11 protein-coding genes are annotated in these 12354 nt (G+C 65.6%); 1 reads left to right on the top strand and 10 read right to left on the bottom strand.

The window, feature by feature from the left end:
• Positions 1-107 precede the first annotated feature (107 nt).
• The 4 genes from AC3FKH_RS26360 to AC3FKH_RS26345 are packed head-to-tail and all read right to left on the bottom strand — an operon-like array spanning position 108 to position 5555.
• Entirely contained in the window at positions 108-896 is a 789-nt protein-coding gene (locus tag AC3FKH_RS26360) for an enoyl-CoA hydratase/isomerase family protein (protein WP_488678670.1), read from the bottom strand.
• Positions 897-934: 38 nt separating this feature from the next.
• Positions 935-2542, bottom strand: a complete 1608-nt coding sequence (locus tag AC3FKH_RS26355) for a carboxyl transferase domain-containing protein (RefSeq protein WP_488678669.1) — start codon at positions 2540-2542, stop codon at positions 935-937.
• 56 nt (positions 2543-2598) lie between these two features.
• The gene (locus tag AC3FKH_RS26350; RefSeq protein WP_483732090.1) at positions 2599-3780 is read right to left on the bottom strand and encodes an isovaleryl-CoA dehydrogenase; all 1182 of its coding nucleotides are present in this window, start codon (positions 3778-3780) and stop codon (positions 2599-2601) included.
• Positions 3781-3818: 38 nt separating this feature from the next.
• Positions 3819-5555, bottom strand: a complete 1737-nt coding sequence (locus AC3FKH_RS26345) for an AMP-binding protein (RefSeq protein WP_488678668.1) — start codon at positions 5553-5555, stop codon at positions 3819-3821.
• 273 nt (positions 5556-5828) lie between these two features.
• On the opposite strand from AC3FKH_RS26345, the gene AC3FKH_RS26340 reads away from it, so the two are divergent.
• Positions 5829-6539 carry a TetR/AcrR family transcriptional regulator gene (locus AC3FKH_RS26340; RefSeq protein ID WP_488678667.1) on the top strand — a complete coding sequence of 237 codons (711 nt, stop codon included), beginning with the start codon at positions 5829-5831 and terminating at the stop codon, positions 6537-6539.
• Between the two features lie 8 nt (positions 6540-6547).
• Here AC3FKH_RS26340 and AC3FKH_RS26335 read toward each other — a convergent pair whose 3' ends face one another.
• The 6 genes from AC3FKH_RS26335 to AC3FKH_RS26310 all read right to left on the bottom strand — a co-directional run bounded on the left by AC3FKH_RS26335 (position 6548) and on the right by AC3FKH_RS26310 (position 12291).
• Positions 6548-6682 carry a hypothetical protein gene (locus AC3FKH_RS26335; protein WP_488678666.1) on the bottom strand — a complete coding sequence of 45 codons (135 nt, stop codon included), beginning with the start codon at positions 6680-6682 and terminating at the stop codon, positions 6548-6550.
• 249 nt (positions 6683-6931) lie between these two features.
• Positions 6932-7792: an ABC transporter permease subunit gene (locus AC3FKH_RS26330; protein WP_483732277.1), complete on the bottom strand. Its 861-nt coding sequence runs from the start codon at positions 7790-7792 to the stop codon at positions 6932-6934.
• A gap of 46 nt (positions 7793-7838) precedes the next feature.
• Positions 7839-8615 (bottom strand): taurine ABC transporter ATP-binding protein, encoded by a 777-nt coding sequence (locus AC3FKH_RS26325; protein ID WP_483711315.1) that lies wholly within the window; start codon positions 8613-8615, stop codon positions 7839-7841.
• A gap of 120 nt (positions 8616-8735) precedes the next feature.
• Positions 8736-9734: a taurine ABC transporter substrate-binding protein gene (gene tauA, locus AC3FKH_RS26320; protein WP_488678665.1), complete on the bottom strand. Its 999-nt coding sequence runs from the start codon at positions 9732-9734 to the stop codon at positions 8736-8738.
• A gap of 655 nt (positions 9735-10389) precedes the next feature.
• Complete coding sequence (locus AC3FKH_RS26315; RefSeq protein WP_488678664.1) at positions 10390-10998, bottom strand: ProQ/FinO family protein; 609 nt, start codon at positions 10996-10998, stop codon at positions 10390-10392.
• Positions 10999-11070: 72 nt separating this feature from the next.
• Complete coding sequence (locus AC3FKH_RS26310; RefSeq protein ID WP_488678663.1) at positions 11071-12291, bottom strand: tyrosine-type recombinase/integrase; 1221 nt, start codon at positions 12289-12291, stop codon at positions 11071-11073.
• Between the last annotated feature and the right edge of the window lie 63 nt (positions 12292-12354).

Here is a 12354-nt window from a genome sequence, read left to right as displayed (position 1 = left end):
GGAGGGGCGGGCGGTGTCAGCCGCGACCGCTGCCGCATGCGGGCAGCGGGCAGGCGCTGCCTCGGCATGCTGCCGGGGGTTTTCTTGATAGGGGTATCGCGTGTGGCTTAAGCCGGCTTCCAGGCGGGCGAACGCTTTTCCAGGAAGGCACGCACGCCTTCGCGGCCTTCTTCCGAGGCACGGATGGCGGCGATGCGGTCCGCCGTATCGGCCAGCAGGTCGTCATCAATCACGCGGCCCGCAACTTCCTGCACCAGACGCTTGCTCTCGCGGACGGCGTTGGGGCTGTTGCCGACCAGCGCCGCGGAAATCTCCTCGACCTTGGCGTCCAGCGCATCGGCCGGCACCACGGCGTGGACAAAGCCCAGCCGCAGCGCTTCGGCGGCGTCGAAGCGCTCGGCGGTAATGAAGTAGCGGCGCGAGGCCTGCTCGCCCATGGCGCGGATCACGTACGGGCTGATGGTGGCGGGCAGCAGGCCAAGGCGCGCTTCCGACAGGCAGAAGTGCGCATGGTCGGCGGCCACCGCGATATCGCAAGCCGCCACCAGGCCAACGCCACCGGCATAGGTGTCGCCCTGGATGCGGGCGATGACCGGGCGCGGGCAGGACCAGATGACGTGCAGCATCTTCGCCAGCGCGAGAGCATCGGCGCGGTTCTCGTCGTTCGAGTAACCGGCCATCTTCTTCATCCAGTTCAGGTCGGCGCCCGCGCAGAAGGCAGGGCCGTTGCCGGCCAGGACAATGGCCCGCACTTCGTCGTTGCTGCCGAGCGCGTGGAAGGCCTCGGTCAGTTCGGCGATGACGGTCTCGTTGAACGCGTTGCGCACGTCCGGACGGTTCAGCGTGACGGTCGCCACATAGCGGGCGATGGTGACGGTAAGCGTGGTGAATTGCATGGCAGTCGGCTTGGAATGAGCGTGGGTGGGTGGCAGGCTTACATGCGGAACACGCCGAACTTCATATCGTCGATCGGCGCGTTCAGGCTGGCCGACAGGCCCAGCCCCAGCACCGTGCGCGTCTGCGCCGGGTCGATCACGCCGTCGTCCCACAGCCGCGCGCTCGCGTAGTACGGGTGGCCCTGGTGCTCGTACTGGTCGCGGATCGGCTGCTTGAATGCCTCTTCGTCTTCCTGGCTCCACTGGCCGCCCTTCGCCTCGATGCCATCGCGGCGCACGGTCGCCAGCACGCTCGCAGCCTGCTCGCCGCCCATCACCGAGATGCGCGCGTTCGGCCACATCCACAGGAAGCGCGGCGAATACGCGCGGCCGCACATGCCGTAGTTGCCGGCACCGAACGAGCCGCCGATGATCACGGTGAACTTCGGCACCTGCGCCGTCGCCACGGCCGTCACCATCTTGGCGCCGTTGCGCGCAATGCCTTCGTTCTCGTATTTGCGGCCCACCATGAAGCCGGTGATGTTCTGCAGGAACACCAGCGGAATCTTGCGCTGGCAGCAGAGTTCGATGAAGTGCGCGCCCTTGAGCGCCGCTTCCGAGAACAGGATGCCGTTGTTGGCCACGATGCCGACCGGGTAGCCCCAGATGCGCGCGAAGCCGCATACCAGCGTGGTGCCGTAGCGCGCCTTGAACTCGTCGAACTCGGAGCCGTCGACGATGCGAGAGATGACTTCGCGCACGTCGAACGGCTTGCGTGTGTCGGTCGGGATCACGCCGTACAACTCTTCCACCGGATACAGCGGTTCGGCCGGCTCATGCAGGCGGATCTGGTCAGGCTTGCGCCGGTTCAGGTGCCCCACGATATTGCGCGCCAGCGACAGCGCGTGATGATCGTTCTGCGCGAAGTAGTCGGCTACGCCCGAGAGACGCGTGTGAACATCGGCACCGCCAAGGTCCTCGGCGCTGACCACCTCACCTGTTGCGGCCTTCACCAGCGGCGGGCCGGCGAGGAAGATGGTGCCCTGGTTCTTGACGATGATCGACTCGTCGCTCATCGCCGGCACGTAGGCGCCGCCGGCCGTGCACGAGCCCATCACCACCGCGATCTGCGGGATGCCCTGCTTCGACAGGTTGGCCTGGTTGTAGAAGATGCGGCCGAAGTGGTCGCGATCGGGGAACACTTCGTCCTGGTTCGGCAGGTTGGCGCCGCCCGAGTCCACCAGGTAGATGCAAGGCAGGTTGTTTTCCTCGGCAATCTCCTGCGCGCGCACATGCTTCTTGACCGTCATCGGGTAGTAGGTACCGCCCTTGACCGTCGCGTCGTTGCAGACGATCACGCACTCCTGCCCGGCTACGCGGCCGATGCCGGTGATGATGCCGGCGCCTGGCGCGGCATTGTCGTACATGTCGTATGCCGCTAGCTGCGACAGTTCCAGGAACGGCGTGCCCGGGTCCAGCAGTTGCTGCACGCGGTCGCGCGGCAGCAGTTTCCCGCGCGACAGGTGCTTGTCGCGCGCGGCATCACCGCCGCCTTCGGCCAGCTTCGCCACCTTGGCCTTGAGGTCGGCCACCAGCGCCTGCATGGCTTCGGCGTTGGCCTTGAACGCTTCGGAGCGTGCGTTGAGTTTGGTTTCTAAGGTCGGCATACGATCTTGGGCAGTCTTGTTCTGGTCAGGGCGGGGCAGTGGGCGTCGCGTACGGATCAGGCCGTTTCGGCGAACAGTTCACGGCCGATCAGCATGCGGCGGATTTCCGAGGTGCCGGCACCGATCTCGTACAGCTTGGCATCGCGCCACAGGCGGCCTGCCGGGTATTCGTTGATGTAGCCATTGCCGCCAAGGATCTGCACGGTCTCGCCGGCCATCCACGTGGCTTTCTCGGCCGTGTACAGGATCACCGCCGCGCAGTCCTTGCGAACCTGCCGCACGTGTTCCGCACCGATCGAGTCGAGGTTCTTGCCGACCGTGTACAGGTAGCTGCGCGCCGCCTGCAGCGTGGTGTACATGTCAGCCACCTTGCCCTGGATCAGCTGGAATTCGCCGATGCTCTGGCCGAACTGCTTGCGGTCGTGGATATACGGCGTGACCACGTCCATGCACGCCTGCATGATGCCGATCGGGCCGCCCGACAGTACGGCGCGCTCGTAGTCCAGGCCGCTCATCAGCACCTTGGCGCCGCCGTTCTTCGCGCCCAGGATGTTTTCCACGGGCACTTCGACGTCCTCGAATACCAGCTCGCCGGTATGCGAGCCGCGCATGCCGAGCTTGTCGAGCTTCTGCGCGACCGAGAAGCCCTTCATGCCTTTCTCGACGATGAAGGCGGTCATGCCGCGCGCGCCGAGTTCGGGCTCAGTCTTCGCATAGACCACCAGCACGTCGCAATCCGGACCGTTGGTGATCCACATCTTGGTGCCGTTGAGCACATAGCGGTCGCCCTTGAAATCGGCGCGCAGCTTCATGCTGACGACGTCGGAGCCCGCGTTCGGTTCGCTCATGGCCAGCGCGCCGATCCATTCGCCCGACACCAGCTTCGGCAGGTACTTGGCCTTCTGCGCGGCGCTGCCGTTGCGGTGGATCTGGTTCACGCACAGGTTCGAATGCGCGCCGTAGGACAGGCCGACAGAAGCGGAAGCGCGGCTGATTTCCTCCATCGCCACCATGTGCGCGAGGTAGCCCATGTTCGCGCCGCCGTATTCCTCCGCCACGGTGATGCCCAGCACGCCGAGGTCCCCCATCTTTTTCCAGGCATCCATGGGAAACTGGTCGGTGCGGTCGATCTCGCCGGCGCGCGGGGCCAGTTCAGCCTGGGCCCAGTCGCGCACGGCGCCGCGCAGCATCTCGATGTCTTCGCCCAGGTCGAATTTAAGGCCAGGGAGTTCGGTCATGATCGTGTTCTTCCGTAAAGGTGTAGGAGCGCCGCGGGTCAGGCGGTCTTGCTTTCGGTGAGGTGGAGTTCTTTCGTCATGTGTTCGCGCATGACAAATTTCTGCACCTTGCCCGTGATGGTCATCGGCATTTCGCTGACGAAGCGGATGTAACGCGGGATCTTGTAATGGGCGATCTGGTCGCGGCAGAACGCGCGGATCTCGTCTTCCGTGGCGCTCTGTCCCGGCTTGAGCACGATCCACGCGCAGATTTCCTCGCCGTATTTCTGGTCCGGCACGCCGAATACCTGCACGGCCTGCACCTTCGGATGGCGGAACAGGAATTCCTCGATCTCGCGCGGATAGACGTTCTCGCCGCCGCGGATCAGCATGTCCTTGACGCGGCCGACGATATTGCAATAGCCCTCGGCGTCGATCGTCGCCAGGTCGCCGGTGTGCATCCAGCCGTCCTGGATGGCTTCGCTGGTGCGGGCCTCGTCGTCCCAGTAGCCGAGCATGACCGAGTAGCCGCGCGTGCACAGCTCGCCGGTCTCGCCGACCGGCACGGTCTGGCCCAGGGCATCGACGACCTTGCATTCCAGGTGCGGCTGCACGCGGCCGACCGTGGACACGCGCTTGGCGAGCGGGTCGTCGGTCGAGCTCTGGAACGATACCGGGCTGGTCTCCGTCATGCCGTAGGCAATCGTGACTTCCGCGAGGTGCATGTCGGCGACCACGCGCTTCATGACTTCGATCGGGCACGGCGAGCCGGCCATGATGCCGGTGCGCAGCGTCGAGAAGTCGAAGCGGCTGAATTCCGGGTGGTCGAGCTGGGCGATGAACATGGTGGGCACGCCATGCAGGGCGGTACAGCGCTCTTCGCTGACGGCCGACATGGTGGCCACCGGTTCAAAGGCTTCGCCCGGGAATACCATGCAAGCGCCTGTCGAAACGCAGGCGAGCACGGCCAGGACCATGCCGAAGCAGTGGTACAGCGGCACCGGAATGCACAGCTTGTCCTGCTCGGTGAAGCGCATCGCCGCCGCGATGAAGCGCGCGTTGTTCAGGATGTTCCGGTGCGTCAGCGTGGCGCCCTTGGGCGCGCCGGTGGTGCCGCTGGTGAACTGGACGTTGATCGGGTCCTTGCGGTCGAGTTGCGCGGTGATCGCGTCCAGCTCGGAAGCCGGCACGCCGGCGCCGCGGGCCAGCAGTTCTTTCCACGTCAGCATGCCCGGCGTGGGCGTGTCTTCCATGCGGACGACCCAGCGCAGCGCCGGCAGGCGCGCTGCCTGCAGGGCGCCCGGTTCGCATTGCTGCAACTCGGGCGACAGGGTCTGCAGCATGTCGAGGTAGCGCGAGGTCTTGAACGACTCCGGCGCGATGACCGCCTTGCAGCCGACCTTGTTCAGCGCGTACTCGAGCTCGGACAGGCGATAGGCCGGATTGATGTTGACCATGACGATGCCCACGCGTGCCGTGGCGAACTGGGTCAGCAGCCATTCGGCGCGGTTCGGAGACCAGATGCCGACGCGGTCGCCGCGGCGCAGGCCCAGCGCATGAAGGCCAGCCGCCAGGGCATCTACCGCGGCGGCGAATTCGCGCCAGGTCCAGCGGATGCCCTGCTCGCGGAATACCACCGCCGGTCGATCGGCCCAGCGCCCGACCGTATCGGCCAGCAGCGCCGGGATGGTCTGTTCGCTAAGCGGGGAGGTGGTGTCGCCCTTTACATAGGACAGCCCGTTGGCGGGCAAGGTCGTATCGGGCACGGGCCGGGGTGTCCCAGGCTGCATCGTCATGCTCGTCTCCAGAATGCGGCGTTCGGTGTCTTTTCTTCCCCTATCTTGAGCTTCGCTCAAAACGTGAGGGGGAAGTTTCAGGGCGGTTTGGCGCTGCTTTGTTCTCGTTGTTCGCTAAAGTTATACCCGTACTCAGAAAAAATCAACAAAAATTGAGTGTTGTTCAACTATCGTATAAAGTGAGTTTGGAGGCGTGCCAGGACGGGCGACCAAGGGCGGGAGGCGCCACTTATAATGCGGCCCTCACAGATCACACCACGCAAGGACACGTCGATGCAGCAGATTGCGGGACAGCGCCGGGTGCCGGCACGCGCCAAGGCGGAGCAGCGCATGCGCGACATCCTCCGGGTCGGCCGCGAAGTGTTCTCGGAGCTAGGCTATGAACGCGCGACCACCACGGAAATCGCGCAGCGGCTTGGCATCTCGGAAGGCACGGTCTTCACCTACTTCCACAGCAAGCGCGATCTCTGCGTGCGCGTGATCCAGGACTGGTACGACGAGATCATTGCCGCGATGGAGAACGGCCTGCCGCGCGAGCAGAGCACCAAGGTCCAGCTGGAGTTCTTCGTCCGCACGCACCTGCGGCTGTTCCTGATTCAGGGCACGGGGCTGTGCGCCCTGGTGCTGTCGGAAGGCCGCGCCAAGGGCCAGGGGCTCGATGAGGTATTCGTGCCGCTGCAACGCCGCTACACGGCCCCGCTGATGGACTTGCTGGCGCGCGCGCAGGCGCGCAAGGAAATCCGGACCGACCTGTCGTTGCGCTTGTTGCGCTCCGCCATTCTCGGGCCGATGGAACACATCCTCTGGGATGCGGTAGTGAGCGGGCGACCGGTCGATATCGACCGCGCCGCCAGCGACCTCATCGCGCTCCTGTGGCCGGCGCTCCAGCCGCCTGACCTGGACGCCGTTGCGCTCAAGCAGTTCTATGGGGAAGTGGGCGCGGCGCTGGCGCGCGTGAAGCAAGGCGAGGCGCAGCAGGACTGAGCCGGCCGCTACTGCGCGGGCAGCAGCAGCTCGGGAATGCCCGTGGCGTTGTCGTCCCGGAAGGCCTCAGGCTCGCCGACGAGAAAGACAGCGGCCAGGGCTGCGGCGAGTATGGTGATCAGGTAGGCGACTCTGGCGTTCATGGCTGTTTCCCCGGGAGGCTTCGACGGCTGCCTTGCTTATGCACATGCCGTGCCACGCGCCAGATCGCACTTCCAGGTGATCAGTTCGCCGCCGGGGCGCGGCGAAATGTTGGCGAGTCGCCAACAGCCCCCTGAGTTGCGTTGGGCCTGACCACACTTCGAATTGCCTGGGAATGAAAAAATGGCGCCCGCCTTGCCGCTTTCGCAGTCAGGCGGGCGCCATCGATCGGCGCCGGGTGTCGCGCTTTATTACATGCGGCCTTTCCAGGGCACGAGCCAGGTCTCCGACTTGCGCATCAGCAGGTCGAACAGGAAGGCGATCAGGCCGATCAGCAGGATGCCCATGATGACCACGTCGGTGCGCAGGAAGTTCGAGGCATTGAGCACCATCTGGCCGAGGCCCGCGGTGGCCGCCACCATCTCGGCGGCGACCAGCGTGGTCCAGCCGAAGCCGATGGCGATGCGCATGCCGGTCAGGATGTCCGGCAGTGCGGCGGGCAGCACCACGTGGCGGATCACCTGCCAAGGCGTGGCACCCATGCAGTAGGCGGCGTTGATCTGCTCGATGGTCACCGAACGCACGCCGGCGCGGGCGGACATGGCCAGCGGCGCAAAGCAGGCCAGGTAGATCAGCAGGATCTTCGAGGTCTCGTCGATGCCGAACCAGATCACGATCAGCGGCAGGTAGGCCAGCGGCGGCAGCGGGCGGTAGAACTCGATGGGCGGATCGAAGACGCCGCGTGCGACGCGCGATACGCCCATCAGCACGCCGACCGGCACGGCGGTGAGCACGGCCAGCGCGAAGGCGCCGAACACGCGCACCAGGCTCGCGTGGAAGTGCTCCAGCAAAGGCAGGCCGCCTTGCACGTTGCCGTTCCAGGCATCGATAAAGGCCCGGATGATGGCCTCGGGCGTGGGCAGGAACAGCGGCGGCACCCATTGCAGGTGGCTGGCGATCCACCACAGGGCCATCAATGACACGACGGTTACGGTGGCAATGCGCGAACTGGAGCCTTCGCCTGGCATGCGATAGCCCGACACGGTGCGCATGGGGCGGCGCGCGGCAGCCGGCTGGCCAGTGCCGGCGGTGTTGTTGACGGTCGCCGCCATCGTGGCGGCGTCGACCTGCTGGACGGGTACGGTCATGGCTTTATCCTTAGGGCGTGGCATGGATCAGGTCGACGATTTCTTCGCGGTAGCGGATGAATTCCGGATCGGACTTGACCGCCCTTGAATCGCCGCATTCGATGTAGCGCCGGGCGAAGGGCAGGTCGTAGCTGTGGGCGATGCGGCCGGGCGAGGGCGTCATCACGATCAGCCGCGTGGCCAGGAACAGCGCCTCTTCCACGCTGTGCGTGATGAAGAAGACGATCTTCTGCTCGCGTGCCCACAGCCGCAGGATCAGTGCCTGGATCGATTCGCGCGTGAGTGCGTCGAGCGCGCCGAGCGGTTCGTCCATCAGCATGACTTCGGGATCATTGGCCAGTGCGCGCGCAATGCCCACGCGCTGCTGCATGCCGCCGGAGAGCTGGTAGACCGGCTTGGTGGCCACCTTCTCCAGCCCGACCTGGGCCAGCTTTTCCTGCGCGATGCGCAGGCGTTCGGCACGGCTCACGCCGCGCAGCCGCAGGCCCAGCGCGACGTTGTCGACCACGTTGAGCCACGGCATCAGCGCATGCTTCTGGAACACCACGCCGCGTTCGGCGCCGGGGCCCAGCACGGGCTTGCCATCGAGGCGGATCTCGCCTTCCGACGGCTGCATGAAGCCGGCAATGCAGGACAGCAGCGTGGTCTTGCCGCAGCCCGAGGCGCCGAGTGCGACGACGAAGTCGCCGCGTTCCATGGTCAGGTTCACTTGCGACAGCGCGAGCGTCTGCGCGCCGCCGCGGCCGCCGTAGTTGACGCTGACCTTGTCGATTTCCAGCCGGGACATGACAGTCCTCCTGAAGATTTTGAGTGTGGGTTGCCGCATCGCGGGCCGCACGGGCGGGCGATGGCAGATACGACAGCGGGGCCGGGTGGCACCGCCGCCTGACGCTTCAAATGGCTGGGGTTATTGCGCGGCGCGCCGGACCCACTCGGCGTTGACGCCGCTGCTGTAGTCGGGCAACACGGTCTGGATCGTGCCCTGTTCTTTCAGGAAGATGGCTGCCGAGCGCAAGGCGCTGGCCGCGCCGCCGCCGAGCCAGCGCGGCGAGGCTTGTTCCTGCAGCGTGGGGAAGCTGTACAGCGCCATGCTGGCCGGCACTTCCTCGGCCTTGGCGCCGGTCAGTCGGGCGATCGCCTTGACGCTCGGCGAATCGGCCGTCCAGGAGGCCTTGTTATTGCGGTAGTTGTCGTCCGCGGCGGCCAGCACGCGCACGAACTTGACCATGAAGTCGGGGTTCTCGCGTGCGAACTTCTTGTTGGCGATCATGCCGTCGAAGGTGGCCTTGCCGGTTTGCGCGGCGATCTGGCCCGACGTCGTCAGCACCTTGCCGGAGCGCTTGACCTTGGCCAGCACCGGGTCCCAGATGAAGGTGGCGTCGATATCGCCGCGCTCCCAGGCGGCGGCGACTTCCGGCGGACGCATGTTCATGATCTTGACGTCCTTCGGATTGATCTTGGCTTGCTCCAGTGCGACCAGCGTGTGGTAGTGCGTCGTCGAAACGAACGGCACGCCCACGCGCTTGCCCTTGAGGTCGGCGACGCTGGTGACTTTCGAACCATCGCGCGCCACGAAGGCTTCGGCGGCGTTGATATCGTCCAGGATCCAGAACAGTTCGACATCGAGCCCCTGGGACAGGGCCGAGGCGATCGGCGATGAGCCGGCCTCGCCGATGGCGATCTGGCCCGAGGCCATGGCGCGGATCACGTCCCCGCCGCCGGTGAACTGACGGAACGAGACCTTGTAGCCGGTCTGCTTCTCCACCTCCTTCATGTCCTGCGCATAGCGCCAGGGCACGACCATGTCCTGATAGGCGATGACGACTTCCTTCGCTTGCGCGTAGGCCGACGGGGCCAGGACGGCCGCCAGCGCGACGCCTGCTGCCAGTTGCTTGAACCAATGCATGATGAGACTCCTCGATGAGTGAGACGGCTTGCATGCCGACCGCGGAGGCGGCACGGTAGGTCGGCACCGGCGCGGTGCCCGCGGGGTGGTGCCTAAACGAGGAGGAGAAGAGATTTTGCTTGAGGCATGCCAGTCTCCTGTGGCTGGGGTGTCTGTGCACCCTCTCTGTTTGATGGGCTTCCCGGATGGTGGCGGGGAGCGCCTGTCCATGTCGCTTTGTGCGGCATGTGAGCGCCATGGTAGGGAAGGGCGCTATACCGGGTTAGAGCCAGTGGCGGAGATTTGATGGGTCCAGCTTTTTTGGGCAAATGGGAGGATGCCGCGGGGAGTTCTTTAGCTGAGCCGCGCGTAGCGCAGCCGTAGGCGATGATGCGATATCGCCGGGCAATATCGGGCCACGGACAGTTTCGGGGCTCGTTCAATCATTGTGGGAGAGCCTGCGTGCGGACGCGCACCACGCGGCAGGCAGCCGGGCACGCTCTGAAGCGAATACCCGTACAACACCCTCGGCACACTACGATCAATATTCGTCCGTTAGGACAAGTAAACGCGATTTTTGGTCACTTTTTGTCGCTCGGACAAAAAGTGACTCGCAGGCTACGCCTGCGAAACAGCGGCATCTGCAGGATCGATGGACCGGCCCATGCGTGCAAAATCATTCCGGCTTGATCGCCTCATCCTTCACAGCTTCAGCTTCAGGCGCGCGGGCCTCGCTCTCCACGCCTTCCGCAGCAGCCTGCGGCTTGGCCTTCTGCGCTCGCGTAGCGCGATGCTGTTGCGAGCGTTGCTGTTGGGCCCGCTTGGCGTCCGCCAGGGTTACCTGCCCGGCCGCTTCGCCGGCTAGATCCAGACGCATGGCGCCCTCCACCATGCACGTCCAGTACCGCGTGCCGCGGCACCACGTCCGCACTGCCTCGCGCAGCATGGCTTCGTCCAACGCCAGCGACGGGGCATGCTGAAGCAGATCTTCGAAGATACCGACCTTGAGCGGCACCTTCGGCGCAGGGTTCTTGGGGAAGGCCAGCGGGAACTTCTTCTGCAGCTTGCCAATTGCCTGGATCACCGGGTCGACAGGTTTGCCCGCATTGGCAGGCTTGGCTGCTGCTGCATCGGCGCGTGCACGTGGCGGCTTCGCCGGACGCGCGTCGTTTGCCGGACGTGCTTGCTTCGTCGGGCGTGCTTCCTTCGCTTGCTTCGCCGGGCGGGCTTCCTTCGCCTGCTTTGCCAGTTGTGCCTTCAGTGCTGCCAGTTGTTCGAAACCCATCTTGTCCTGCCAATAGAGAATTTTGGGGGATTCTAACAGTCCCGGTGGGCGGCGGCAGCGAGGCCGGGGCATTCACTTCGTCCACCCGATCCGGTGCCGTTCCTGTGTCGCCTGGTGCCGGGCATCGTCCTCGGTGTGGAGGTAGATGCTGGTGGTGGCTATGGAGGCGTGGCCGAAATTGTCGCGCACATGGCGCAAGTCCACTTGCCGGTCGCTCATGTGCGAGCCGGCCGTATGCCGCAGCCAGTGCGCCGACGCGCTGGCGAGCACGTCGGCCTGCGCCGCCCATTCCGGCCCGCGCGCCCGCAGCCGCTCGGCCGCCATGCCGAACACTTCCTTGATGACCAGGTGCAGTGCGCCGCGCGACAGGGCTTTTTCCCGGCCAATGACCGGCAACACCAGCGGGCGCGCTTCGCCCATCTGCGGCGTGGGTGGCAGGCCATGCGCGCGGCGATAGCGGGCCAGTTCGGCGATCAACTCGTCGGTCGCGGGAACCAGCCGGGGCTTGTTGCCCTTGCCGGTGACTTCCAGCCACCAGCGTTCGATGCCCTGGGCGTCACGCCGGCAGAAAAAGGCGCCCATGGTCGTACTCGCGACTTCCGCGGCGCGCAAGCCGCCCAGATAGAGCACCGTGCACAGCCAGCGGCAGCGCGCCGCGTGCAGGCGCTCGCGGTCGGTGTCCGTGGGCATGGCTTCGATCGCATCCTTGACGGCATCCCACAACGCATGGCTGAGGTAGCGGGTGATCCGCGCCTGGTTGGGACCACGCCGGCGGCGGGCCAGCGATAGCGGATTGCCGCCCAGGTAGCCCGCTTCAGTGAGCCACGCGAAACAGGCGTTCAGGATCACCATGGCCTGTCGCATGCTGGATGGCGACAGCGGTCCGGCAAAGGGGCGCCAGTCCGGATGGCTGCGCGCCAGCTTCTTCTGGCCGGCCAGTACCCAGCGCGCGGCGGGTTGGGGGTCGGACAGGAAGTGCTCGTACGCCAGCAGATCCTCATGCGTCAGCGAGGAAAGCGGCTTGCCGCGTTGCAGCGTCGCCCAGAGCACGAGCCGCTCGATCTCGCGCCGGTAGGCCTGCAGCGTGGCCGGACTATTGGCGTAGCGTGCGAGCCAGGCGGCGATGGCGGCAAGGTCATCGGAGGCGGCAATCTGCGCGCCGCGCGCCGGGGAACGGTTCGTGCCCTGCGTGCCGGAAAGCTCGGCGGGCAGCCGCAGGCGTTCGATCGGCACAGGCAGCACGGCGAGAAGGGCGTGAGCGACCGGACCGCGGGTATCCAGGGCGGAATTCATGGCGAGAGGCAAGTTGGAAATGTGATTTCGACGTAATTATAGACATAAGAAAACTTATGTCTA

The sequence above is a fragment of the Cupriavidus sp. 21MJTG02-4 genome (assembly GCF_057798975.1).
Note: the sequence above shows the minus strand (reverse complement) of the source record. Positions and strands in the feature narration are given on the sequence as shown.